The sequence below is a fragment of the Pseudomonas sp. E1BtOHC1 genome (assembly GCF_058744285.1).
This window is the reverse complement of the sequence record NZ_CP196023.1, coordinates 2,074,889-2,099,896: the sequence shown is the minus strand read 5'-3', so window position 1 is coordinate 2,099,896 and position 25,008 is coordinate 2,074,889. Positions and strand designations below refer to the sequence as shown.

Sequence of the window (25,008 nt, the reverse complement as noted above, 5' to 3'; positions counted from 1 at the left end):
CCGTTTTATGGCTGCTTGAATAATTGATTGATCTGCCGGAACGGCATCGCGCGGTCGGCAAAATCGAAGCGACCGTGCTCACGGATATCCTCCGCAGCCCGGTAGAAAGCCCCGTAGGCGGCCCGGGCCAGGGCCGAACCGACACTGATGCGCTTGACCCCCAGTTCCGCCAATTGCGCCACGCTCAGGTTGAGGCCACCGGACATCAGCACGTTTACCGGCTTGGGCGCTACAGCCCGCACCACCTGCAAAATCTCCTCGGCGCTGCGCAGGGCTGGCGCATAGAGTACATCGGCACCGGCTTCGGCAAAGGCCTGCAAGCGGCGAATGGTGTCAGGCAGATCATCACGGCCATGGAGCAGGTTCTCCGCCCGGGCAGTCAGGATGAAGGGAAATGGCAAGCTGCGCACGGCGGCAGCACAGGCCTCGATACGCTCCACGGCCAGGTTGAAGTCATAGATAGGGTCGTCGGCGCGACCGCTGGCGTCCTCGATCGAACCTCCGACCACACCACTGGCTGCCGCCAACAGCAGCGCCTGGGCGCAACCTTCAGGGCTGTCGGAAAAGCCGTTTTCCAAGTCCACCGCCACCGGCAGGCTGCTGGCACCGACTATTGCGCGCACATTGTCCAGGGTGTCTTCCAGGCTGACGGCGCCCTCGGCATCCGGACGCCCCAGGGAGAAGGCATAACCGGCGCTGGTGGTGGCCAGAGCCTCGAACCCGAGACCGGCCAGCATCTTCGCGGAACCGGCATCCCAGGGGTTGGGAATGACAAAGGCGCCGGCACGTTCATGCAGGGCCTTGAAGGCATTGGCTCGAAGGGTTTGCGCGTCCATTTGCTCGCTCCAGAAGAAGGCAATGAAACCGCCTCAGAGCAAGCCGAGCTGCTCCGCGGCGGGCTCTCTGTATAACTCAGGCAAGGCGGGCAAGCCAGGCAAACGTTGCATCAGCTGGCCATGAAAACGGCGGGCCAGTTCAGCAGCCAGTCGATTGTCCGAGGTGTGCAGGAAGACATAAGGGGTACGCCCCTCTTCGATCCAGCCGGCGACCTTGTCGATCCAGGGCACGAGAAACGGATCGTTGGCCTCAAGCTCCGGATGGCCAATGAAGCGCACCTGGGGAAATTGGGTGAACGCCGCAGGACGCGGTGGCACCTTGGGCTTTTTCGATTGGGCGTGCAGCACTGCGGGAGTGGTGGATGTGCAACTGAACAGGGCCCGCGGATCGAGGCAGATCCGCTCGACGCCACGCTCACGCAACAGTCGGTTGAGCATGCGCTCCGCATCGCCCTTGGCAAAGAACTCCGGATGCCGGACCTCCACCGCCAGCGGCCGCTCCAGACCCTCGATAAAGCCCGCCAGTTCCGCCAGGCGCTGCGGGGAGAAGGTGGCCGGCAACTGCAGCCACAAGGGCGACACGCGTTCCCCAAGGGGACTGAGCAACTGGATAAAGGTCTCGGCAGCGCTCAGTTGTTCCCGCAGGTCACCGCCGTGGCTGATATCACCGGGAAACTTGGCGGTGAAACGAAAGTGCTCGGGCATGATCTGGGCCCAGCGCTGCACGGTGCCGGGCGCGGGCCGTGCATAGAAGGTGGTGTTGCCTTCCACGGCATTGAAGACCTGGGAATACAGGCCGAGGAAATCATTGGGTCGCGCGTCCTCCGGGTACAGGTACTCACGCCAGGCGTTTTCGCTCCAGGAAGGACAACCCAGGAAATAAGGCAGCATCAGATATGCAGATCGAGCCCCACCACTTCCAGATCCCAATCGACAAAACCGGCGGTGGTCAGGTAGCTGGCCAGGGCATTGGCCACGCTCCTTTTCATCGCGCGCTGAAAGACCATGTCCTGTGGACGGGCGGGGAGATTACCGGTGCGGGGAGCAGAAGCCTGGGAACGGCTTTGGGCCGAAGGTTCGGACTGGACTTCAATGGCCTCGGCATCGTCCAGAGACTCATCTACCAACGCCAAGCCTTTACGAGGCTTGCGCTTGATGGGGTAGGACTGAGAGGAGATGCCGTCTATGCGCATACTGAAAAGCCCGGGGTCAATGATGGCAATTTAGCGGCACTGCTTCGACTTAGCAAATGCCCAAGTGATAACTAGAACACAGAAAAGCCAAAAGGTTTAAAACCGCGCAGGATCGACTCTGAAAACCAGACGATTGGCCGTTTTACACCGAAGAAATCTGAACCCCCGCAGACACTTGGACAACCCTCAACGGGCTTTGGGCGTGGCCACCTTGTCGCGCAGATAGACCGGTTGCGCGTCGTCAGCGACTATCGCCTCGCCCCGCTCCCAGGCGAATTTAGCCAGGGTCAACAGGTCTTCAGCGTGGGGCAGCATGCCCGCATCCTGACCACTGAGCGTGACCGCGATGCGCTCGCCATAACCCCAGCCGGTGCCCGCACCAAACCAGTCTCCAGCGGCGTCTTCCGGCAAGGCGGCGACTTCTGGCGGCAACACCGCCTCGGCCCCCACCAGACGCATTTCGCCGGCCGTTTCCCGATAGCAACCCCAGTAGACCTCATCCATGCGCGCATCGATGGCCGAGGCAACCTGGGTCGCACCGTGCTCACGCAAGGCGCGCTGGGCCAGCACCGCCAGGTTGGACACCGGCAGCACCGGACGTTCCAGGGCGAAGGCCAGCCCCTGCACCACGCCAATGGCAATCCGCACGCCGGTGAAGGCGCCAGGTCCACGGCCAAAGGCAATGGCATCCACCGCCTGCAAGGTGGTACCGGCATTGGCCAGCAGCTCCTGGATCATCGGTAACAGCTTCTGCGCATGCAGGCGGGGGATCACCTCGTAATGGCTCGTAACCTTGCCGTCATGCAGCAAAGCAACGGAGCAAGCTTCAGTCGCGGTGTCCAGGGCCAGCAAGGTGCTCATCGGGGGTTCCATCGGCATTGAAAAAAGTGACCCATTATAAACAGCAACGGCCCGCAAGCGGGCCGTTGAACGATCAAACGATCAGGCAACTCAGCTCAGGGCTTCGAGCACCTTGGCGGTGATCACTTCCACCGAACCTACGCCAGGGATATGGCTGTACTTCGGCTTGCCCTGAGCGGCGGCCAGCTGCTGGTAGAACTCCACCAGTGGCTTGGTCTGGGAATGGTAGACCGACAGGCGATGACGCACGGTTTCTTCGGTGTCGTCCTTGCGCTGCACCAGGTCTTCACCGGTGATGTCGTCCTTGCCGGCGATCTTCGGTGGGTTATAGACGGTGTGGTACACCCGGCCCGAAGCCTCATGCACACGACGACCGGCGATACGCTGGACGATCTCTTCGTCGTCAACAGCGATTTCCACTACGTTGTCCAGCTCCACACCGGCTTTGACCAGTGCTTCAGCCTGAGGAATGGTGCGCGGGAAGCCGTCGAACAGGAACCCATTGGCGCAGTCGGCCTGGCTGATGCGTTCCTTGACCAGATTGATGATCAGGTCATCAGACACCAGGCCACCGCTGTCCATCACGCTCTTGGCCTTGAGGCCCAGCTCGGTGCCGGCCTTGACCGCAGCACGCAGCATGTCGCCGGTGGATATCTGTGGAATGCCGAACTTTTCGGTGATGAACTTTGCCTGAGTACCTTTACCGGCCCCGGGAGCTCCCAGCAGAATTACGCGCATCGATGTGCTCCTCAATTTTTTATTTAGAAACGCTCGGATTCGCCTCGTGGGGCCAATCTCAAAAATAGGATAGTGACCGCCCAAACGGCCAAAGGCTGATCAAGATACACAGCCGACACAGCGCACACAAGCAGTCGAAAGTCGGAGGAACCCGGCCCTTTTGTGCCCCATCGGCACGGTAGAACAAGTCGCAACCCCATAACAAAGTGTCGCCAGATGAATCTGCACGACACCTTGGGATTGTCCCGACCAGGGCTGTGCCAAAGCAGCCCCGCCGCCCTCTGCAGCCTCAGCCGGTATTGCGCAAACCGGCGGCAATACCCGCCACGGAGACCAGCAGCGCCTGTTCCACGGGGCTTCCTTGCGGCGCCTCCTGTTTGCGCGAGCGCGCCAGCAACTCCGCCTGCAACAGATGCAGCGGGTCGAGGTAGGTATTGCGCAGGCGGATGAACTCCAGGGTGTCGGGGCTGTGGGCCAGCAGTTGCGACTGCCCGGTCAGGCCCAGGACCACCGCGCAGGCCTGCGACAATAGGTCGCGTAAATGCGCACCCAATGGCAGCAGTTCCGCCTCCACCAAGCGCTCGTCATAAGAGCGCGCAATGTCAGCATCGGCCTTGGCCAGGACCATCTCCAGCATGTCGATACGGGTGCGGAAAAACGGCCATTGCTCACGCATCTGCCCCAGCAACTCACCCTCGCCCCGGGCCAGCGCCTTGCTCAAGGCCGCCTCCCAGCCAAGCCACGCCGGCAGCATCAGGCGCGTCTGGGTCCAGCCGAAGATCCATGGAATGGCCCGCAGGCTTTCAATGCCACCGGCGCGGCGCTTGGCCGGCCGACTGCCCAGGGGCAGGCGTCCCAGCTCCTGCTCCGGGGTGGACTGACGGAAGTACTCGACAAACTGCGGGTTGTCCCGCACCACCGCGCGATAGGCCTGGACCCCGTCGCTGGCCAGTTCGTCCATCAGGTGGCGCCAGGCCGGCTCCGGAGGGGGCGGCGGCAGCAAGGTGGCTTCCAGTACCGCCGCCAGATAGAGGTTGAGGTTCTGCTCGGCGATGTCCGGCAGGCCGAATTTGAAACGGATCATTTCCCCCTGCTCGGTGGTGCGGAAGCGCCCGGCCACCGAACCCGGAGGCTGCGACAGGATCGCCGCGTGGGCCGGACCGCCGCCGCGCCCGACAGTACCGCCGCGACCATGGAACAACAGCAGTTCCACCTGCTGTTCACGGCAGATATCCACCAACCGTTCCTGAGCCCGGTACTGCGCCCAGGCCGCGGCGGTGGTCCCGGCATCCTTGGCCGAGTCGGAATAGCCGATCATCACTTCCTGGGGCCCTTGCAGGCGTGAGCGATAGCCCGGCATGTGCAACAGTTTCTCCATCACGGGACCGGCGTTGTCCAGGTCCGCCAGGGTCTCGAACAGCGGCACTACACGCATCGGCCGCAACACTCCGGACTCCTTGAGCAGCAACTGCACCGCCAGCACATCGGAGGCCGCGCCTGCCATGGAAATCACGTAGGAACCCAGGGAAGCCGCTGGGGCGACGGCGATCTCGCGACAGGTAGCGAGCACCTCCGCCGTGTCTGCCGAGGGTTTGAAATAACCTGGCAGCAAGGGGCGGCGACTGCTCAGTTCACGCATCAGGAAGGTGATGCGGTCTTCCTCGCTCCAGTCTTCATAGCGGCCCAGGCCCAGATAGTCGGTGATCTCGGTCATGGCCGAGGTGTGCCGACTGGAGTCCTGACGCACATCGAGACGCACCAGGAATAGGCCGAACGTCACTGCCCGCCGCAGGCAATCGAGCAACGGACCATCGGCGATCACCCCCATTCCGCATTCATGCAGCGACTGGTAGCACAGCTGCAGCGGCTCCAGCAGATCACGGTTGTTCTGCAAGACCTCGGACCCCGCCGGTACCGGAGCGCCAAGCGCCGCATGCGCCCAGTTACGGGTAGCCCGCAGACGCTCGCGCAATTGCTTGAGCAGTGCCCGATACGGCTCGGCACTGTCCCCGGCCCTGGCCAGCAAGGCCGCGCTGGCCTGCTGCATGGACAGTTCGGCGGCCAGGTGATCGACGTCCCGCAGATACAGGTCGGCAGCCATCCAGCGCGCCAGCAACAATACCTCCCGGGTCACGCTGGCGGTGACATTGGGGTTGCCGTCACGGTCGCCGCCCATCCACGAAGCGAAACGGATCGGCGCCGACTCCAGCGGCAGGTGCAGCCCGGTAGCCTCGAACAGCGCCTTGTCGGCCTTGCGCAGGTAGTTGGGAATGGCCTGCCACAGGGAGTGCTCGATCACCGCGAACCCCCATTTGGCCTCATCCACGGGCGTCGGCCGAGTACGGCGGATTTCCTCGGTGTGCCAGGCTTCGGCAATCAAGCGCTGCAGGCGTTCCTGGATCTGCCCGCGCTCGGCGCTGGTGAGATCGCGATGGTCCTGGGCTGCCAGTTGCCCGGCAATGGCATCGTATTTCTGGATCAGGGTACGGCGCGCCACTTCGGTGGGGTGAGCGGTCAGCACCAGCTCGATCTCCAGGCGCCCCAACTGCCGGGCCAGGGCGTCGGCGGAATGCCCTGCGGCCCGCAGACGCGCCAGCAGCTCCGGTAGCACCCGGGCTTCGAACGGCGCCGGCTGCGACTCGTCGCGACGGTGGATCAACTGATACTGCTCGGCGATGTTCGCCAGGTTGAGGAACTGGTTGAAGGCCCTGGCCACCGGCAGCAGTTCGTCCTCGCTCAACTGGTCAAGGCTGGCGCTCAATTCGGCCCCCGGTGAACCCCGGCGATCGGCCTTGGCGCCCTTGCGAATCTGCTCGATCTTGTCGAGGAAAGCCTCCCCGTACTGGTCACGGATGGTATTGCCCAACAGTTCTCCCAAGAGGTGAACGTCTTCGCGCAAGCGCGCATCAATATCGGTCATCGAGGTGTTCTCCAGCAGACTCAAGGCGGCACGGAAGGCTCAAGAGTGCCGCTTGCACGCGTCCCTTAGCAAGCACGTGGCAAACCGGCGCCCAACCTTCGGCGATGGAGCTAGTCTCAACAGTAGGCCGCACAAGGGCCACGCACCGGCCCGGGCCGGTCACTCAACCCAACCTGCCACGAGCAGGTGTTCATTGAGGTCATCATGAAAATCCGTGAACTCGCGCAACATTGGGAAGAAAACGCCAAGGGTCGCCTGACCAAGACCGGCTACCGGATTCACCTGGATGTGGAAGCCGCCGCACGCCTGGCCGCCCTCTCCGAGATGTACCCCAAACGCCACACCGAAGAGCTCCTTGGCGAGCTGATCGGCGCCGCCCTGGAAGAGCTCGAGGCAAGCTTCCCCTACATCCAGGGTCAGCACGTGGTGGCCACCGACGAGGAAGGCGATCCGCTGTACGAAGATATCGGCCCCACCCCTCGCTTCCTGGCCTTGTCACGCCAGCATCTGCAACTGATGTCGAGCCAGACCGACAAGCCGAAACACTGAGTCCGCCGTCGCTCGTTTCCCTGTTGAAAACCATCGTTCCCGGTCCTGAAAAGGGCCGGGGATACCCCTGCGCACGGCAAAAGTTCCGGATTTAGAGCCTTGACCAAGGCGTCAGATTTTTTTCCGGCCAATCGCCATCTTTCTCTGAACTATTCAAAAAAGCCTCGGGTCACACCCATTAGCCATCACTGGAACAGCCGTTTCAAATTTTGCCATCAGCGCTCGTCGTCACTCAGCGTCACGGCGCCAGGACCGGGATGGATATTGATGTTTTCAGGAGTTACCCAATGGAGTTGAAGACCATGAAGATCAGCACTGCCAAATCCTCGTTCACCTCTCTGCGCGGGCTGAAGCTGGCCGCGCTGGCCCTCGGTAGCAGCATGGTACTGGCCGGTTGTGCCGGTAACCCGCCTTCCGAGCAGTACGCGGTCACGCAATCTGCGGTCAACAGCGCAGTGAGCGCCGGTGGTACCGAGTTCGCCGCCGTGGAAATGAAGTCGGCCCAGGACAAGCTCAAGCAAGCCGAGATTGCCATGCACGACAAGAAGTACGACGAAGCCCGTCGCCTGGCTGAACAAGCCGAGTGGGATGCCCGCGTAGCAGAGCGCAAGGCCCAGGCAGCCAAGGCTGAGCAAGCGCTGAAAGACTCGCAGAAAGGCGTTCAGGAACTGCGTCAGGAAGGTATGCGCAGCGTGCAGTAAGCCGCCGCCGATTCCCACGTACTCGTATTTGATTGAAAGGACGAACCATTATGCGCAAACAACTGATGATCCCTGCCCTGTTGGCCATGAGCGTAGCCCTGGCGGCCTGCTCCACCCCGCCTAACGCCAACCTGGAAAACGCCCGGACCAACTTCTCCGCCCTGCAGGCCAACCCGCAGGCCAGCAAAGTCGCGGCCCTGGAAACCAAGGACGCCGCCGACTGGATGGACAAGGCCGACAAGGCGTACCTGAACAAGGATGACGAGAAGAAGGTCGACCAACTGGCCTACCTGACCAACCAGCGGGTTGAAGTGGCCAAGGAAACCATCGCTCTGCGGACCGCCGAAGCCAAGCTCAAGGACGCCGGCGACCAGCGCGCCCGCGCCATCCTCGATGCCCGTAACGCGCAGATCAAGCAACTGCAGGACAGCCTCAACGCCAAGCAGACCGATCGCGGCACCCTGGTGACCTTCGGTGACGTGCTGTTCGCCACCAACAAGTCCGACTTGAAATCCAACGGCCTGGTGAACATCAACAAGTTGTCGCAATTCCTCCAGGAGAACCCGGACCGCAAGGTGATCGTCGAAGGCTACACCGACAGCACCGGTAGCGATTCCTACAACCAGTCTCTGTCCGAGCGCCGTGCCGGCTCGGTGCAGATGGCCCTGATCCGCATGGGCGTCGACCCGGCGCGTATCGTCAGCCAGGGTTATGGCAAGGAGTATCCGGTAGCCGATAACGGCAGTGTTTCCGGCCGCGCCATGAACCGTCGCGTGGAAGTGACCATTTCCAACGACAACCAGCCGGTAGCGCCACGTTCGGCCATCAGCCGCAACTGACGGGGCACCCTGCCTTTATAGGCAGGTCAAACAAAACGCCGCCGACCTCTTCAGGTCGGCGGCGTTTTTTTATGCGATTACCCCTGTAGGAGCCGGCTTGCCGGCGAACCGATCACTGCTCCAACTGCGGGGTTTCCTGGCCCATGCAGCGCACGGCTTGCTTCTTCTTGTTCACCAGCACCCCGGTCAGCCCCTTCTGCTGGGTGTCGAACAGCACCAGCACGCCATCGATGCACTGGGCCACTTCATCGGCCGGTTGCAGGGAGATCTTGTAGTCTTCGCCGGGCACGGTCTTGAGCATGGTGAAGTCGCTGAGCAACAACGCGTCCTCCGGCTTGGCGAAGTGCAGGTAGCCGTAGTACCACAGGCTACCCACGGTAACGATGATGCTGCAGATACCGGTGATGATCATTGGAATGGCGTTGCGTTCTTCACTCATTGCGGACTCTCTGGAGGTTCAACTGCTGAATTCGGGGTCGCCGGGTAGTTGGGGATTTCCCCCAGGCGGCGCAACCCGTCGAAATGCTGCGGATCGTCGAGGTAGCGCAGCATCACGCGGCGCCAGGTCGGATCGGCAAAGGTTTGCACGTGGCCACCGCGGGTCAGCTGCAGGACCCGCGGTGGCGGCGCAGCTTGATACACCCGGATGCCATTGGAAAGGGGCACGATCGGATCGTCGATGCTGTGATAGATCAGTTTCGGCACGCCAGTCAGGCGCGGCAGGAGGTGAACCGCGCTGTCGGCGTCCGGCACCAGCCACGACAAAGGCACCTGCAACGGCCAGGTCAGCCAGGACGTGCTCAGGGCATAACGCCCGACATCACGGTAGCTGGCCGGCACACCGTCAAGGACGATGGCCTTGAGCTGGGCCTGACGCTCGGGGTGCTCCACCAGATAGTGAATGGCCAGGGCGCCCCCAAGGCTTTGTCCGAGGACGATCAAGGGTTTGCCTTGAACCTCCGGCGCCTGGTCCAGCCATTTGAACGCGGCGTCGACATCCTGGTAGATCGCCGGCAGGCTCGGCGCACCTTCGGACAAGCCATATCCGCGGTAGTCCAGCAGCAATACCTGATAGCCCTGCTCCGGCAGCCACCAACTGCCCCCCAGATGCCAGGCCAGGTTGCCGCCGTTGCCGTGCAAGTGCAGCACCGTGCCCTTGACTGCCACGCCCGGCTTGGCCGGCAGCCACCAACCATGCAGCTTGAGGCCGTCGGCGGTGGTCAGGGTAATGTCACGGTATTCAAGCTTGGCCCGTTCGGGGGTGAAGGGCAGTCCTGGCTCGGGATAGAACAGCAGCGAGCTGCAGCCAGTGAGGCACAGCAGCAACGTCAGTGCGGCCAACAAACGCATCATCGGCCACTCCGTGTATCTATGAATACGTCCATGTGCGCCCCCGGAAAAATTCAAAGGATATTGGAGTAGTCCGCCTCGATCCGGTCCAGGCTCAGGTGGTTGAGGAAGTTGGAGAAACACATCCACGCCGACAGCGCATTCATGTCGCGGAACTGGTCGGGCAGGTACTTGGGTGGCACCACCAGGCCTTCATCCACCAGTTGGCGCAAGGTTCGCATGTCTTCCAGGGTGGTCTTGCCGCAGAACAGCAAGGGGATCTGCTCCAGCTTGCCCTTGCGCACAGCCAGCTGAATGTAGTTGTAAACCATGATGAAGCCCTTGAGATAGGACAAGTCTTTGGTAAACGGCAGCCCGTTGGGCACCGAACCGCGGAACACCCGGCTGGCGTTGCCGTAGCTCTCGGCCATCTCGAAACCCTGTTCGCGGAATAACTCGAACACCTGCAGAAAGTCAGCGCCCTCCTCCACCATGTGAATGGCTCGGGTGCGGTTGGTCAGCTTGCGCAGGCGGCTCGGGTAGGAGGCGAAGGTGATGATCTCCATCAGGATCGCCAGGCCTTCCTGGGTCACCGTGGACGACGGCGGGCCCTTGGCCAGGAAGGTGCAGATGGGCTGGTTGAGACCGTTCAAGGTGGTGCCCACATGCACCAGCCCCTCATGGACTTCCAAAGCCCGCACATCACGTTCGTTGAACATCGCATCGCTGCGGATCTTGATGTAGTCGGCACCCGCCGCCGCGTCGGCGACAATGCCGTCGGACTCGAATACGCGGATGGTTTCCTCGGCCTCGCCGAACACTTTGTTCAACCGGCTTTGCAGCAGGCTCACCGCCTCCTTGGCACTGAGAACCTTGGGTTCGTCCTTGAGATCGCCGCGGCCGTCGATGTTGTTCAGGTAGTCGGACATCATCAGCCCGAGGTCCGCCAGGGTCGGATCACCAGCGTGGAAGGCATCGGACGCGGCGCCGTAAAGTTCTTGGGAAATCAGCCCGAAATCAGCGGTCCCCCGAGCTTCGAGCATGCGCACCACCATGCGGTATTCCTTGCACATGCGGCGCATGATCTGGCCCACCGGATTGAACTGGCCCAACTGGCGGGTGATGTCGCGCTCAATGTTCTGGAACTCCAGCTTCACCGCGCCCGAATCGAAGGACAGCGGCCGCCCTTCGTAATAGGCGCGATCCACCGCCGGCATTTCCTTGCCCTTGGCCTTGAGAAAGCCCTTGCGGATGTTCTCGTCCCACTTCACCGCATCCAGCACACGGATCGGTGTCTGTGCCAGCACTATGCGATCGGACAAAGTGCGTATCGTCTGCTGGTAATCGTCCACCCGAAACTCCTATTGAATGGGTCTGTAGCGCAGGGTCACTTGCCCACGCGCTTGAAGCGCGCCGCCTCGACGAACAGGTCGGAATTGGCGGGGTTATCAAGGTAGGCGAAGACCTCGGGCAACGGGCTGCTGATCAGCACCCCATCCCCCTCGGCCGTGGTCATGGCTTCGCCGCTCAAGGCCTTTTGACCCAGGGCCTGGCGAATCTGTTCCAGATCCAGGGTATAGAGCACCAGTTCGTGTTTTGCCGTCAGCTCGAACCCGGCAATGCTGTAGTGCCCGCCAAAAGCCTGGGGCACTGCGGCCGACAGGTACCAGCGGTTACCGTGCCGGGACACGGTGAAGTCATAGGCGTCGCGCGGGCGCGCCGTGCCACCGGGGTAACTCGAAGCGCGGTAGCGGTTGGCGCCGATCTGGCTGAGCTGGATATTCAGCGGCTCGCCCCAGGCATTCTTGCTGGCCCACTTGCCCAGCAATTGGGCAGGCGCCGCCTGTTCAGCCGGCAGCGGGTCCTTGAAGGCAACCAGGCAACCACTGAGCAGCAGGAACGACAGGGCAATCAGAATGCGCCAGGCTTGCATGCAACTCTCCTATGAACTCCAGAATGACTCTAGCCGCTGGCGCGGGCTACGACCGACAGGCCGCAGCCGGTCAGCCGTGCCAGGCGCGTCAGACCGAAGCCAGAACCAGATGCATGTAGCGCGTGAGGATGCCGAGCATCTCTTCCTCGGCCAGCGGCTCGGTGCCGTTGAGCAGGCCCTGATATTCCATCCGGCCGATTATAGACGTCAACACTTTGGCATCCTGCTGCGGCTCCCGGGAGCCCAGGACCTGGAAGAACTGGCAGGTGCCCTGGAGCAGGATCTGCTGGTGCGAGCGCACCAGCTGCGCCAGGCGCGGGTTGAGCAGCGCCTCTTGGCGGAAGGCCTGTTCGGCCATCAGGTGCTCGCGACGATTGTGCAACTGGCGCTGCACATAATCGGCGGTCAGTCGGGCGATATCATCGGCCAACTGCGAACGGGACGCGGCGCTGCCGTCGCCGTAGGCCACCATTTCCCGCAGCAGGCCTTCATTGCTGGCCCACAGCTTGGCCATGAACGCCGCGCTGCGTTCCACGTACTGGGCGAAGGTATCGGTGAGCAGGTCATCGATATCCTTGAAGTAATAGGTGGTGGCCGACAAGGGCACACCGGCTTCGGCGGCCACCGCACGATGGCGCACGGCCCGCACACCGTCACGCACCACAATGCGCATGGCGGCATCAAGAATCTCCTGTCTACGCTGCTCACTGCCCTGCCGGCTGGCCTTGCGACCCTGGTACTGGACACTTTCAGCCACCGCAGTGGCGATGCCGGCTGCACCTTCTTGAGCAATTGCGCGGTTCACGACAGGTATTCCCTCTTAAAAATCACACAGAATTAGAAGCGGTACGTCAGTTACAGCCAGACAATAAAAAGCCGCCTGTTGAAGGCGGCTTCTTATTCACAACGCTTAAGCTTGTGGCCGCATGTGCGGGAACAGGATCACGTCGCGAATCGACGGCGAGTTGGTCAGCAGCATCACCAGACGGTCGATGCCGATACCTTCACCGGCCGTTGGCGGCATGCCGTATTCCAGGGCACGGACGAAGTCGGCGTCGTAGTGCATGGCTTCGTCGTCGCCGGCGTCCTTGTCCGCCACCTGGGCCATGAAGCGCTCGGCCTGGTCTTCCGCGTCATTGAGCTCGGAATAGGCGTTGGCGATCTCGCGGCCGCCGATGAACAGCTCGAAACGGTCGGTGACGTTGGGGTTCTCGTCGTTGCGACGGGCCAGCGGCGACACTTCGAACGGGTACTGGGTAATGAAGTGCGGCTGCTCCAGCTTGTGCTCGACCAGCTCTTCGAAAATCATCACCTGCAGCTTGCCCAGACCTTCGAAGCCCAGCACCTTGGCGCCGGCCTTCTTGGCGATGGCACGCGCCTTGTCGATGTCGTTCAGGTCATCGGCAGTCAGCTCAGGGTTGTACTTGAGGATCGAGTCGAACACCGACAGACGGGCGAACGGCTCACCGAAGTGGAACACCTTGTCGCCGTACGGCACGTCGGTGCTGCCCAGCACCAGCTGCGCCAGTTCACGGAACAGTTCTTCGGTCAGGTCCATGTTGTCTTCGTAGTCGGCGTAGGCCTGGTAGAACTCCAACATGGTGAATTCAGGGTTGTGACGAGTCGAAACGCCTTCGTTACGGAAGTTGCGGTTGATCTCGAACACTTTCTCGAAACCACCAACCACCAGACGCTTGAGGTACAGCTCAGGCGCGATACGCAGGAACATTTCCATGTCCAGCGCGTTGTGGTGGGTTTCAAACGGCTTGGCCGCGGCGCCGCCAGGAATGGTCTGCAGCATCGGCGTTTCGACTTCGAGGAAGTCGCGCTTCATCAGGAAGCTGCGGATGTGGGCAATGACTTGCGAACGTACGCGGAAGGTCTGACGCACGTCTTCGTTGACGATCAGGTCAACGTAGCGCTGGCGGTAGCGCTGCTCGGTGTCGGTCAGGCCGTGGTGCTTGTCCGGCAGCGGGCGCAGGGATTTGGTCAGCAGGCGCACGTGGGTCATTTCAACGTACAGGTCACCCTTGCCGGAACGGGCCAGGGTGCCTTCGGCGGCAATGATGTCGCCCATGTCCCAGGTTTTCACCGCGGCCAGGGTTTCTTCGGACAGGGTCTTGCGGTTGACGTAGACCTGAATCCGCCCAGTCATGTCCTGGATGACCATGAACGAGCCACGGTTGAGCATGATGCGACCAGCAACCTTGACCGGGATCGCCGCCTCTGCCAGCTCTTCCTTGGTCTTGTCGGCGTACTTCTTCTGCAGATCTTCGCAGTAGTTTTCGCGGCGGAAGTCGTTCGGGAAGGCATTGCCCTTGGCGCGCTCGGCAGCAAGCTTTTCCTTGCGCAGGGCGATCAGGGAGTTTTCTTCCTGTTGCAGGGCTTGCGGGTCGAGTTGTTGGTCGCTCATGTCTTTAGATATTCCATCAGGTTCGTTGCCCCCGGGCCTTGCGGCCCGGGGATCGCCAGCAGAGCTGGCTCCTACAGGGATCGCGTTGAATCAGCCGATCCTGTATCGCGTCTTTTTACAGTCCGGATTTCAGGCTGGCTTCCAGGTACTCGTCGATGTCGCCGTCGAGCACCTTGTCGCAGTCGCTGCGTTCGATGTTGGTGCGCAGGTCCTTGATCCGCGACGCGTCGAGCACGTACGAACGAATCTGATGACCCCAGCCGATGTCCGACTTGGTGTCTTCCAAGGCCTGGGAAGCCGCGTTGCGCTTCTGCATTTCCTGCTCGTACAACTTGGCCCGCAGCATTTTCATGGCGGTGTCCTTGTTGGCGTGCTGGGAACGTTCGTTCTGGCAACTGACCACGGTGTTGGTCGGTACGTGGGTAATACGCACGGCCGAGTCAGTGGTGTTTACGTGCTGACCACCGGCACCGGAAGAACGATAGGTATCGATCCGCAGGTCTGCCGGGTTGATTTCGATTTCCACCTTGTCGTCGATTTCTGGCGAGACGAACACCGCGGAGAACGAGGTGTGGCGACGGTTACCGGAGTCGAACGGGCTCTTGCGCACCAGGCGGTGTACGCCGATCTCGGTGCGCAGCCAGCCGAAGGCGTATTCGCCCTTGATGTGCACGGTCGCGCCCTTGATCCCGGCCACTTCACCGGCCGACAGCTCCATGATGGTCGCGTCGAAACCGCGTTTGTCGGCCCAGCGCAGGTACATGCGCAGCAGGATGTTGGCCCAGTCCTGGGCCTCGGTACCGCCGGAGCCGGCCTGAATGTCCAGGTAGGCGTTGTTCGGGTCCATTTCGTGGCTGAACATGCGGCGGAATTCGAGCTTGGCGAGGTTTTCCTCGAGACGGGCCAGCTCGGCGACAACATCGCCCACCGCGCCTTCGTCCTCTTCCTCGACCGCCATGTCCAGCAGATCGCGGCAATCGGCCAGGCCGCCGTTCAGTTCGTCCAGGGTCTCGACGATCTGTGCCAGCGCTGCGCGCTCGCGGCCCAGTTCCTGGGCGTATTCGGGTTTGTTCCAGACACTCGGATCTTCAAGCTCGCGATTGACCTCGGTCAGACGCTCATGCTTTTGATCGTAGTCAAAGATACCCCCGAATAGTTTCGGAGCGCTCGGACAGGTCCTTGATGGTGTTCAGGATCGGGTTGATTTCCATGGGGGGCGGCACTCGTTGGCGAACTTTTGAAAGCCGGAGATTATAACGGAATCACCGAATCACGGCAGCCCGCTTAGCGGCTTTAGAGGCCAATCAGCCATCTAATTTCAGCGACAGCCCCACTGAAATCCAAGTGCACACTGAATTTCATTGCCCTCCCTTACCTGCAAGCCCGGTTCGGCAAGGCACACCGCCTTCGATACTCACAGGCCGCGATATACAACCATGGCGCCCTTGAGACCGGCCGACGCTATACAATCCCACCTGAAATGACACGCAAGCAGTAGGCTCATGGGACGCACACTCAACAGCGCAGAAATAGAAAAGATCCAGCGCAGGGAGCGCCGAAACGGGAGAGGCGTCCAGGCGTTTTTCGCCGCGCTCTTCAGCGCACTGGCCTTTATGCCATTGATGGGAATCTGGCTGATGGTCTCACCGGCGCTGGCCTGCGCCCTGGTAGTGCCCTGGCTGATCTTTTTGTGGTGGTGGATCTACTACCGCACGAGAATGCTGGTGGATGAGGTCGGTGAGCGAACCCAATGGCTGCAGGCCAGGTTCAGCTGTCGCTGGGTCCACGTCCATAGGGGCGGCTACATGGACTACCGCTTTGGCGACTACCCGATCGCCCCTGGCAACCTGCTGAACAACTGGTTCATCGACAAGACACTCAACACCTACACCACCTATCGCATCGAAGCGGTAAAGCTCACTTGTCGGCACACCGCGAGCCACAGCTACTACCTGTTCAGAGACACCCTGGTGGAGGTCCCACAGGATCAGGCGCCGGCCACGCAAATAGCTGACGCCTAGAGCGCACGCCGAACCCGCCTACTCGATCCCGACCTGATTGCGGCCATTGTTTTTCGCCAGGTACAACCCCTTGTCCGCGGCCGAAATCAACTGCCGGCAATGGCTGTTGGGCTGCGGCGTTATGGTGGAGAGCCCGATGCTGATGGTCAGGCTGGCGCCCTCCACCGGCGCGATATGGGGGATTTTCAGGGCTTCCACGGTCTGGCGCAGCTTCTCCGCCACCAGTCGCGCCCCGCCCGGCGAAGTGTTGGGCAGCACCAGCACGAACTCTTCGCCACCGTAACGCGCCGGCAGGTCGGAAGGCCGGCTGCTGGCCTCGCGAATCGCCGTGGCCACCTTGCGCAGGGCTTCATCCCCCTCCAGGTGGCCGAAGGTATCGTTGTAGGTCTTGAAGTAGTCGACGTCGATCATCAGCAACGACAGCTGGCTCTGCTCACGCATTGCCCGACGCCATTCCAGCTCCAGGTATTCGTCGAAGTGCCGGCGGTTGGACAGCCCGGTCAGGCCGTCGGAGTTCATCAGCCGCTGCAGCACCAGGTTGGTGTCCAGCAACTGCTGCTGACTGACCCGCAACGCACGGTAGGCGGCATCGCGCTGCAACAGGGTCATGTAGGAGCGGGAGTGATAGCGGATGCGCGCCACCAGCTCGATGTTGTCCGGCAGCTTGACCAGGTAGTCGTTGGCCCCGGCGGCAAAGGCCGCGCTCTTGATCAGCGGGTCTTCCTTGGTGGAGAGGACAATGATCGGGATGTTCTGGGTCGCCGGATGGTTACGGTATTCGCGCACCAGGGTCAGGCCGTCCAGCCCCGGCATCACCAGATCCTGGAGGATCACCGTGGGCTTGATGCGGATGGCCTGGGCGATGGCCTGGTGAGGATCGGCGCAGAAGTGGAAGTCGATGTTTTCCTCATTCGCCAACCCACGCCGCACGGCCTCGCCGATCATGGCCTGGTCATCCACCAGCAACACCATCGCAGCGTTTTCGTCGGTCTTGAATTCGTCGAGCTGTAAATCATTCATGGGTTGTCACCTGAGTTACTACCTGGCCAGGACAGCTGCGTTTATCAGTCATTTGGCAAATATCTCCAGCAAACGTGGAGCGATCTTGTCCAGTGGGCGAATCTCTGCGGCGGCACCGATGGCAGCGGCCGCCTTGGGCATGCCATACACCGCGCTACTGTTCTGGTCTTGAGCGATGGTCAAATAACCCTGATCGCGCATCAACTTCAAGCCCTGGGCACCATCGCGGCCCATGCCGGTCAGCAGCACCCCCACCGCATCGCCATTCCAATAGCTGGCGACACTCTCGAAAAACACGTCGATGGAGGGCCGGTAGATTTCATTCACCGGTTCGGCGGTATAGGCCAGGGTGCCGTTCTTCAACAAGCGGATATGGTGGTTGGTGCCTGCCAGCAGTACCGTGCCGCTTTGCGGCGGCTCACCTTCCCGAGCCAGCCGTACCTGCAGGCCGGAGGCGCTGCTGAGCCACTCGGCCATACCCGCGGCGAACACCTGGTCAACATGCTGGACCAGCACGATGGCGGCGGGAAAGTCCTTTGGCAAGCCCTTGAGCAGCACTTCCAGGGCCGCTGGGCCACCGGCGGAGGAGCCAATGGCCACCAGGCTCTGGCGTGGCGCCCCGCTGCGCAGCGGCACCGGCGCCGAACGCACCCGACTGCCACGCTGGCCGATCAGCCAGCCGATATTGAGGATCTTGCGCAGCAGCGGCGCCGCCGCCTCCTGGGCATTGCCCGCGCCCAGCGCCGGGGTGTCCACCACGTCCAGCGCGCCGTGGCCCATGGCCTCGAACACTCTGTGCACATTCTGCTGGCGGTCGACGGTGACGATCACAATGGCGCAAGGCGACTCGGCCATGATCCGCCGCGTGGCCTCGACGCCATCCATGACCGGCATGATCAGGTCCATGAGAATCAGGTCCGGCGTCAGTTCGGCGCAATATTTCACCGCCTCGGCGCCATTGGTGGCGACCCACACCACCTCATGGCTGGGATCGAAGGCCAGGGCCCGACGCAAGGCCTCCACAGCCATGGGCATGTCGTTGACTATCGCTATCTTCATGCCCGCGCTCCTCCAATCAGCTCCACCACCGCATCGAGCAGGGCGTCGTCATGGAAACTGGCTTTGGCTAGATAATAGTCGGCACCGGCATCCAGTCCACGGCGCCGGTCTTCCTCACGATCCTTGTAGGACACCACCATCACCGGCAGGGACTGCAGGCGATTGTCGCGACGCAAGAGTGTGACCAATTCAATTCCATCCATTCGCGGCATGTCGATATCGGTGATCAGCAGGTCGAAGCTTTCCGAACGCAAGGCATTCCAGCCATCCATGCCGTCCACGGCAACGGCCACATCGTAGCCGCGATTGATCAATAGCTTGCGCTGCAGTTCACGCACCGTGAGTGAGTCATCCACCACCAGAATACGCTTGCGCGCGGCCTGTGCGTGCTGCTGGTGATGGCGTGCGATGCGCTCCAGGCGGCCGGTATTGAGCAGCTTGTCCACCGAACGCAGCATGTCCTCGACATCCACGATCAGTGCCACCCGGCCGTCATCGAGCAAGGCCCCGGCGGAAATATCCTGGATCTTGCCCAGGCGGTCGTCCAGCGGCAGCACCACCAGGGTACGCTCGCCGATAAAGCGCTCCACGGCGATCCCGTACACCGCGTCGCGCTCGCGAATCACCACCACCTTCAGGGTTGGCGCGTCGGTCTCGGTCGCCGGCCGCTGCAACAGCTGACTGGCCGCCACCAGGCCCACATGCCGCCCTTCGTGCCAGAAATGCTGACGCCCTTCCACCTGGACTATGGCCTCGGGTTCCAAGTCGCACATACGTTCGATATGGGCCAACGGGAAGGCGTAGGCCTCGTCGCCGACCTCCACCACCAGGCTGCGCACCACCGACAGGGTCAAGGGCACTTCCAGGTGAAAACGGCTGCCCTGGCCGCTGGTCTGCTCCAGCACTACCGCACCACGCAGTTGCCGCACCATATGCTGCACCGCATCCAGGCCGACACCGCGTCCGGAAACCTCGGTGACCTTGTCCCGCAGGCTGAAGCCCGGCAGGAACAGGAAAGTCAGCAGTTCTTCCTCGCTGAGCTGAGCGGCGGTCTGGGCCGGCGACAGCTGACGCTCGACAATGCTCTGGCGCAAGCGCTCAAGATCCACGCCATTGCCGTCATCACTGAGCTCCAGCACCAGAAGACCGGCCTGGTGCGAGGCCCGCAGACGAATCACCCCCTCCGCCGACTTGCCCGCCAGCAGGCGCTGCTCGGGCAGCTCGATGCCGTGGTCGACGGCATTGCGCAGCAGGTGAGTCAGCGGTGCTTCGAGTTTCTCCAACACATCGCGATCGACCTGGGTTTTCTCACCCTCGATCTCCAGGCGTACCTGTTTGCCCAGGCTGCGCCCCAGATCGCGGACCATGCGGACCTGACCGGTGAGGACATCGGCAAAGGGCCGCATGCGACAGGCCAGGGCCGTGTCATAAAGCACCTGGGCCCGCTGGCTGGCCTGCCAGCCAAACTCATCAAGCTCGGCGGTCTTCTCCGCCAACAATTGCTGGGACTCGGCCAGCAAGCGCCGCGCATCCTCCAGGGCCTCCTGAGCCTCCAGGCTCAGCGCGTGTTCCTTGAGGTGCAGGTTGAGGTTTTCCAGGGCGGTCAGGCTGTTGCTCTGGATCCGCTTGAGGCGCTGCATCGTCGCCAGGTAAGGCTTGAGCCGCTGGGTTTCCACCAGGGATTTGCTCGAAAGGTCCAGCAAGCTGTTGAGGCGCTCGGCGGTCACCCGCAGCACCCGCTCGCCACCTTCGGTCATGCGTTTGCCCGGGCGTCCGTTGCTCACTGCCGGTTCCAGGGCCGGTTCGCTCGGCGGCGACAAGGGCTCCAGCTCCCTCGGCAACTGCGCCATGGGCGCCACTGATGCTTCGAACTCCGGCTCTGGCGGGGCGCTTGCCTGGGCCGGCACGCTTGGCGCTCCCGGTCCATGCGCCAGCAACTGCTCCATCAACGCCACATAGCCCGGAATATCCGGCGCCACTGTCTCGACGCCCCCGGGACTGGCAATACGCATCAACAGGTCAGTGCCCTGCAACAGGGCGTCGATATGCTCGGGTTGCAGATACAGTCGCCCTTCCTGGGCACTGACCAGGCAATCCTCCATCACGTGGGCAACGCTGACCCCGGCATCGACCCCGACAATCCGCGCCGCGCCCTTGAGCGAGTGGGCGGCGCGCATGCAGGCTTCCAACTGATCGGCCTGGGTTGGATTGCGCTCCAGGGCCAGCAGCCCGGTACTGAGTACCTGGGTCTGGGCCTCGGCTTCCAGGCTGAACAGCTCCAGCAACGAGGCATCGCGCATTTGATCGGGGGTCATGTCAGGCTCCGGGTCACGGCCGAGAGCAGTTGCTCTTCGTCCAGCAAACGCAGGCTGCGTCCCTGCCATTGCAACACGCCACGGGTGTACTTGGCATTGGCCTGTTCTCCGGAGAGCGAGGCACCGTTGAGAATGCGTTCATCGATGGCATGGATACCGTGCACCTCATCCACCGGCACCACCACCGGGCCGCCCTCGGCCCCAATGATCAGCATCCGCGGCATGACCCGCCCCGTAGCAGCGACCACCGGTGTGCCATCCAGGCCCAGCAGCTCAGTCAATGACAGGCAGGCCACCAGGGCCCCGCGCACGTTGGCCACCCCCAGCAATGCCCGTGAACGCTGGTGAGGCAAGGAGTGGATCTCTTGCAACGGTGCCACTTCCAGCAGGCAGCGGGTCGCCAGCCCCAGCCACTCTTCGCCGAGACGGAACATCAGCAGCGAACGGGTGACCACATCGCTGTCGGCCTCCAGGACCACCGCGTGCTCCCGGTCCTCCTGGCGCAACGAATAGCGATCCAGCAGGCGCGTGGCGGCGGCGGAGTAGACCGCGCAGTTGCGGCAATGGATATGCTCGGCAAGCAATGGGCAGGACTTGTCGCCGTGGATGCCGATACGGTTCCAGCAATCGTCGATGGCCTGCGCATCTTCACGGGTCACGTCCAATGAGTAGGAATGGCTCATCGTTTCAACTCACTGTCGGCAGTGCGAGTGCTGCGGGCAGCGCGCTCCTGCAATCGTTGGGCTCCGGCGACATCGCCCTGGGATGCCAACAGCGCCGCCAGGTGCGCCAGGGCTTCAGGGTGCTGGGGAGCCAGGTACAGGGCCTTGCGATAGAAGCCCTGGGCTTCCATGGCGTTGCCGGCCACATCACTGAGCAGCCCCAGCCAGTAGAACACCTGGGCCACAGGCTCGTGCTGTTGCAGATAACGCTCGCAGGCGGCACGGGCCTGCGCGCTCTTGCCCTCGTTGGCCAAGGCGGCAATGTTGGCCAGCAGGCTCGCGGCATCGCTGACCGCCGGCGTGTTCCCGGCCACCGGGGCCTGGGCCGCGCGGGCGGCAAAGGGGCGCTGGCGCGGTGCCGCAGGCAGCGGATTGCGCGGCGGCAGCGGCAAGGACAAGGGCTGGGGCAAGGCCACCGGAACCGGTGCAGGCTCGGGCTCAGTGTGCCGGCTGAAGGCAAAGGACTGGGGAATACCGATGGAACGCATGCCCAGACGCCCCAGCAGGCTGCCCTCGGCAGGCCCGATGAACAGCACCCCTTCTTCATGGGTCAGGCGCTTGAGCACCTCGAACACCTGGTGCTGGGTCGGCTGGTCGAAATAGATCAGCAGGTTGCGACAGAAGACGAAATCGAAAGGCGGCTCGCTGGCCAGCAACCCCGGTTCCAGGACATTGCCCACTTGCAGCCGGACCTGCTCGCGAACCCGCTCGCTCAAGCGATAACGGTCGCCCTCGGCACAAAAGTGCCGCTCACGGAACTCGGTGTTCTGGCCACGAAAGGAATTCTTGCCATAGACCGCCCCCCGGGCCCGCTCCACCGACAACGGACTGACGTCCAGGCCGTCGACCTTGAACTGGTGGGGAGCCAGGCCGCCATCCAGCAGGGCCATGGCAATCGAGTAGGGCTCCTCGCCGGTGGAGCACGGCAGGCTCAACAGGCGCAAGGCGCGCATGCCCTTGATCTGTGACAGACGTTCCTTGGCCAGCTTGACCAGGGTGGCGAAGGATTCCGGATAACGGAAAAACCAGGTTTCCGGAACGATCACGGCCTCGATCAGTGCCTGCTGCTCATCCCGGGAACCTTGCAGCTTTTGCCAGTATTCGTCGCTGCTGAGGGCATCCAGGGCGTTGCAACGCTGGCGCACCGCACGCTCGATGATCGCCGGACCCACCGAGGCGACATCCAGGCCGATTCGCTCCTTGAGAAAGTCGAAAAACCGTTGTTCGTCGCTCATCGAGGCTCCTCAAGCGACGCTGGGTCCAGAGGCTCGGCAGGAAACAGCAACTCACGCACCTGAGCACCCAGCAAGTCATCGACCCGCACCCATTGCAAAAGCCCCTGGGCGTCTTCACGCACCGGCCCCAGATACGGCGCCTGGCGGTTGTCCAGGCCATAAGGCTGGAACTCCTCGGGGTCGCAGCGCAGCGTGTCGTTGGCCTGCTCCAGCAGCAGTCCAAGCACCCGCGGCGGCTGGGCGACGTCGCCCCGGTAGTGCACCAGCACCAGTCGGGTACTGGTACGCAGCTGCGCCGCGCGCCCAAACGTCAGCTCGCACAGGTCGATGACCGGCACTACCACCCCGCGATAGGCAAAGACCCCAGCGACCCAGGACGGTGCCTGGGCAATGGGCTTGAGCTGCAGGCGCGGCAACACTTCCACCACGTCGGTGGCCTGTAGCGCATAGCGCTCCTGACCGATGCGAAACACCAGGAACAGAGCACTGCGCGCCCCGGCTGCGGCGCCGCGCTTGTGCGCGAGCTCATCCATCAGACTTTGAAACGCGAGACGCCGCTGCGCAGGCCCACGGCCACCTGGCTCAGCTCATCGATAGCAAAGCTGGCCTGACGCAGGGACTCGACGGTCTGGCTGCTGGCGTCCCCCAGTTGCACCAGGGCGTGGTTGATCTGCTCGGCGCCGGTGGCCTGGGCCTGCATCCCCTCATTGACCATCAGCACCCGCGGCGCCAGGGCCTGGACCTGATGAATGATCTGCGACAGCTGCTCGCCCACCTGCTGCACCTCGGCCATGCCGCGACGCACCTCTTCGGAAAACTTGTCCATGCCCATGACTCCTGCCGACACCGCCGACTGGATCTCGCGGACCATCTGTTCGATGTCGTAGGTGGCGACGGCAGTCTGGTCCGCCAGACGTCGCACTTCAGTGGCCACCACGGCAAAGCCGCGACCGTACTCACCGGCTTTCTCCGCCTCGATGGCGGCGTTCAGCGACAGCAGGTTGGTCTGGTCGGCAACCTTGACGATGGTCACCACCACCTGATTGATGTTGCCGGCCTTCTCGTTGAGGATCGCCAGCTTGGCGTTCACCAGATCTGCGGCGCCCATCACCGAGTGCATGGTGTCTTCCATGCGCGCCAGGCCCTGCTGGCCGGAACCGGCCAGCACCGAGGCCTGATCGGCCGCGCTGGATACTTCAGTCATGGTGCGCACCAGATCCCGGGAGGTGGCAGCGATTTCCCGCGAGGTGGCGCCAATTTCCGTGGTGGTGGCAGCGGTCTCGGTAGCGGTGGCCTGTTGCTGCTTGGAGGTGGCGGCAATCTCGGTCACCGATGTGGTGACCTGCACCGACGAACGCTGGGCCTGCGATACCAGTGCGGTGAGCTCGGTCATCATGTCGTTGAAGCCGGTTTCCACCGCGCCGAACTCGTCCTTGCGCTCCAGGTTCAAGCGGCCACTGAGGTCACCGGTGCGCATGATCTCGAGAATGCTCACGATGCGGTTCATCGGCGCCATGATCGCTCGCATCAGCAGCAGGCCACACAGGCCGGCGGCGAGCACCGCCAGCAGCAGCGACACGCCCATGCTGACCTTGGCCGCGGCCACCGCATCATCGATGGCGGCGGTGGCGGAATCGGCCACGGCCTTGTTCTCGCTGATGATGTCATTGAGTTTCATGCGGCCGGCAATCCAGGCCGGGGTCAGCTGTTCGTTGAACAGGCGGATCGCCTCGGCTTCCTGGCGACGTTGATGCAGGTCGAGCACCGCCGCCTGGACGCGATTGAATTCCTGATGGTCTTTCTCGAACGCGTCGAACTCGCTCTGGTCTTCGCGGCTGTTGATGGTCTGTTTGTAATTGCCCATCTGGGTCTGCAGGCGCTCTTCGAAGGCCTTGAAGTCCGCCTTGTCTTCGGAGCTGATGTCCTGATTCTGCTTGAGGCCGATGATTTCCTGGGTCTGCAGGTAGGTGTCGACCCAGGCGCTGCGGATCATCGAGCTGAAATAGACCCCGGGCACCGCGTCATTGCGCATGCGCTCTTCACCGGCCTCGATCTTCAACAGGCGCGAGTACGAGACGACGACCATCAACAACATGATGGCGATAATCACCGCAAAGCTCGCCAAAATGCGTTGGCGCAACGTCCAGTTCTTCACAGTCAGTCCTCGAGGCCATTCAAAAATGGGAGGAGTATAGCCGAGGACGATGCAGGTTTTATGGGTGGTTTAGCAAACCGAATGGCACTTTCGGCATCTTTGTGCACCCGCTCTGGATGGCGGTTCAGCGGGCATTTCCAGGCCACTGAAGGGCATTTCGGCAATTCCT

At 62.4% G+C, this 25,008-nt stretch carries 24 protein-coding genes; 4 read left to right on the top strand and 20 right to left on the bottom strand.

Going from position 1 to position 25,008, the window contains the following annotated elements; genetic code table 11:
* Positions 1 to 5 precede the first annotated feature (5 nt).
* The 6 genes from ACSSVC_RS09585 to ppc all read right to left on the bottom strand — a co-directional run bounded on the left by ACSSVC_RS09585 (position 6) and on the right by ppc (position 6,548).
* Positions 6 to 836: an isocitrate lyase/PEP mutase family protein gene (locus ACSSVC_RS09585; RefSeq protein WP_346633451.1), complete on the bottom strand. Its 831-nt coding sequence runs from the start codon at positions 834 to 836 to the stop codon at positions 6 to 8.
* Positions 837 to 869: 33 nt separating this feature from the next.
* Positions 870 to 1,730 (bottom strand): DUF72 domain-containing protein, encoded by an 861-nt coding sequence (locus tag ACSSVC_RS09580; protein WP_346633731.1) that lies wholly within the window; start codon positions 1,728 to 1,730, stop codon positions 870 to 872.
* Entirely contained in the window at positions 1,727 to 2,029 is a 303-nt protein-coding gene (locus ACSSVC_RS09575; protein WP_346633452.1) for a hypothetical protein, read from the bottom strand. Before ACSSVC_RS09575 ends, ACSSVC_RS09580 begins: the two co-directional genes overlap by 4 nt.
* Before the next feature lie 186 nt (positions 2,030 to 2,215).
* A complete protein-coding gene (tsaB, locus tag ACSSVC_RS09570) occupies positions 2,216 to 2,890 on the bottom strand; it encodes a tRNA (adenosine(37)-N6)-threonylcarbamoyltransferase complex dimerization subunit type 1 TsaB (RefSeq protein WP_492612223.1) in 675 nt (224 codons plus the stop codon).
* Between the two features lie 90 nt (positions 2,891 to 2,980).
* A complete protein-coding gene (gene adk, locus ACSSVC_RS09565; protein ID WP_346633454.1) occupies positions 2,981 to 3,628 on the bottom strand; it encodes an adenylate kinase in 648 nt (215 codons plus the stop codon).
* A gap of 289 nt (positions 3,629 to 3,917) precedes the next feature.
* On the bottom strand, positions 3,918 to 6,548 hold the full coding sequence (ppc, locus tag ACSSVC_RS09560) for a phosphoenolpyruvate carboxylase (protein WP_346633455.1): 2,631 nt from the start codon (positions 6,546 to 6,548) through the stop codon (positions 3,918 to 3,920).
* A gap of 204 nt (positions 6,549 to 6,752) precedes the next feature.
* Here ppc and ACSSVC_RS09555 point away from each other — a divergent pair, with 204 nt between their 5' ends.
* The 3 genes from ACSSVC_RS09555 (at position 6,753) to lptF (ending at position 8,637) form a co-directional block, all read left to right on the top strand.
* Entirely contained in the window at positions 6,753 to 7,097 is a 345-nt protein-coding gene (locus ACSSVC_RS09555; protein WP_346633456.1) for a pilin assembly protein, read from the top strand.
* Positions 7,098 to 7,384: 287 nt separating this feature from the next.
* The gene (locus ACSSVC_RS09550) at positions 7,385 to 7,798 is read left to right on the top strand and encodes a DUF4398 domain-containing protein (protein ID WP_016967758.1); all 414 of its coding nucleotides are present in this window, start codon (positions 7,385 to 7,387) and stop codon (positions 7,796 to 7,798) included.
* Positions 7,799 to 7,848: 50 nt separating this feature from the next.
* On the top strand, positions 7,849 to 8,637 hold the full coding sequence (gene lptF / locus ACSSVC_RS09545) for a lipotoxin F family OmpA-related lipoprotein LptF (protein WP_346633457.1): 789 nt from the start codon (positions 7,849 to 7,851) through the stop codon (positions 8,635 to 8,637).
* Between the two features lie 112 nt (positions 8,638 to 8,749).
* Here the strand turns inward: lptF and ACSSVC_RS09540 are convergent, their stop codons facing one another.
* The 7 genes from ACSSVC_RS09540 to prfB form a co-directional block, all read right to left on the bottom strand.
* Positions 8,750 to 9,076, bottom strand: coding sequence for a PA3694 family proteiin (locus ACSSVC_RS09540; RefSeq protein ID WP_011059491.1), 327 nt, complete (start codon positions 9,074 to 9,076; stop codon positions 8,750 to 8,752).
* Positions 9,073 to 9,987, bottom strand: coding sequence for an alpha/beta hydrolase (locus tag ACSSVC_RS09535; RefSeq protein WP_346633732.1), 915 nt, complete (start codon positions 9,985 to 9,987; stop codon positions 9,073 to 9,075). The genes ACSSVC_RS09540 and ACSSVC_RS09535 overlap by 4 nt, the downstream gene beginning before the upstream one ends.
* 53 nt (positions 9,988 to 10,040) lie before the next feature.
* Positions 10,041 to 11,318: a flavohemoglobin expression-modulating QEGLA motif protein gene (locus ACSSVC_RS09530; protein WP_492612222.1), complete on the bottom strand. Its 1,278-nt coding sequence runs from the start codon at positions 11,316 to 11,318 to the stop codon at positions 10,041 to 10,043.
* A 35-nt stretch (positions 11,319 to 11,353) separates the two neighbouring features.
* The gene (locus ACSSVC_RS09525; protein WP_346633459.1) at positions 11,354 to 11,899 is read right to left on the bottom strand and encodes a hypothetical protein; all 546 of its coding nucleotides are present in this window, start codon (positions 11,897 to 11,899) and stop codon (positions 11,354 to 11,356) included.
* Positions 11,900 to 11,987: 88 nt separating this feature from the next.
* On the bottom strand, positions 11,988 to 12,704 hold the full coding sequence (locus ACSSVC_RS09520; RefSeq protein WP_346633460.1) for a TetR/AcrR family transcriptional regulator: 717 nt from the start codon (positions 12,702 to 12,704) through the stop codon (positions 11,988 to 11,990).
* A gap of 105 nt (positions 12,705 to 12,809) precedes the next feature.
* Positions 12,810 to 14,312 carry a lysine--tRNA ligase gene (lysS, locus tag ACSSVC_RS09515; protein ID WP_102861335.1) on the bottom strand — a complete coding sequence of 501 codons (1,503 nt, stop codon included), beginning with the start codon at positions 14,310 to 14,312 and terminating at the stop codon, positions 12,810 to 12,812.
* Positions 14,313 to 14,427: 115 nt separating this feature from the next.
* Positions 14,428 to 15,523, bottom strand: a protein-coding gene (gene prfB / locus ACSSVC_RS09510) for a peptide chain release factor 2 (RefSeq protein ID WP_100255254.1) whose coding sequence is annotated in 2 segments (ribosomal slippage) — positions 14,428 to 15,450 and positions 15,452 to 15,523 — 1,095 coding nt in all. Because the reading frame shifts where the segments join, the coding sequence is not laid out codon by codon here.
* A 402-nt stretch (positions 15,524 to 15,925) separates the two neighbouring features.
* On the opposite strand from prfB, the gene ACSSVC_RS09505 reads away from it, so the two are divergent.
* Positions 15,926 to 16,333 carry a hypothetical protein gene (locus ACSSVC_RS09505; protein ID WP_492612221.1) on the top strand — a complete coding sequence of 136 codons (408 nt, stop codon included), beginning with the start codon at positions 15,926 to 15,928 and terminating at the stop codon, positions 16,331 to 16,333.
* 18 nt (positions 16,334 to 16,351) lie between these two features.
* Here ACSSVC_RS09505 and ACSSVC_RS09500 read toward each other — a convergent pair whose 3' ends face one another.
* Genes ACSSVC_RS09500 through ACSSVC_RS09470 form a run of 7 tightly spaced genes read right to left on the bottom strand, consistent with a single transcriptional unit; the run spans position 16,352 to position 24,839 of the window.
* On the bottom strand, positions 16,352 to 17,353 hold the full coding sequence (locus ACSSVC_RS09500; RefSeq protein WP_025127597.1) for a response regulator: 1,002 nt from the start codon (positions 17,351 to 17,353) through the stop codon (positions 16,352 to 16,354).
* Positions 17,354 to 17,401: 48 nt separating this feature from the next.
* A complete protein-coding gene (locus ACSSVC_RS09495) occupies positions 17,402 to 18,412 on the bottom strand; it encodes a chemotaxis response regulator protein-glutamate methylesterase (RefSeq protein ID WP_110652336.1) in 1,011 nt (336 codons plus the stop codon).
* On the bottom strand, positions 18,409 to 20,727 hold the full coding sequence (locus ACSSVC_RS09490) for a hybrid sensor histidine kinase/response regulator (protein ID WP_346633462.1): 2,319 nt from the start codon (positions 20,725 to 20,727) through the stop codon (positions 18,409 to 18,411). The genes ACSSVC_RS09495 and ACSSVC_RS09490 overlap by 4 nt, the downstream gene beginning before the upstream one ends.
* Entirely contained in the window at positions 20,724 to 21,410 is a 687-nt protein-coding gene (locus ACSSVC_RS09485; protein ID WP_346633463.1) for a chemotaxis protein CheW, read from the bottom strand. The genes ACSSVC_RS09490 and ACSSVC_RS09485 overlap by 4 nt, the downstream gene beginning before the upstream one ends.
* Positions 21,407 to 22,684 carry a CheR family methyltransferase gene (locus ACSSVC_RS09480; RefSeq protein WP_492612220.1) on the bottom strand — a complete coding sequence of 426 codons (1,278 nt, stop codon included), beginning with the start codon at positions 22,682 to 22,684 and terminating at the stop codon, positions 21,407 to 21,409. Before ACSSVC_RS09480 ends, ACSSVC_RS09485 begins: the two co-directional genes overlap by 4 nt.
* Positions 22,681 to 23,217, bottom strand: a complete 537-nt coding sequence (locus ACSSVC_RS09475) for a chemotaxis protein CheW (protein WP_346633465.1) — start codon at positions 23,215 to 23,217, stop codon at positions 22,681 to 22,683. The genes ACSSVC_RS09480 and ACSSVC_RS09475 overlap by 4 nt, the downstream gene beginning before the upstream one ends.
* Positions 23,217 to 24,839 carry a methyl-accepting chemotaxis protein gene (locus ACSSVC_RS09470; protein ID WP_346633466.1) on the bottom strand — a complete coding sequence of 541 codons (1,623 nt, stop codon included), beginning with the start codon at positions 24,837 to 24,839 and terminating at the stop codon, positions 23,217 to 23,219. The genes ACSSVC_RS09475 and ACSSVC_RS09470 overlap by 1 nt, the downstream gene beginning before the upstream one ends.
* Between the last annotated feature and the right edge of the window lie 169 nt (positions 24,840 to 25,008).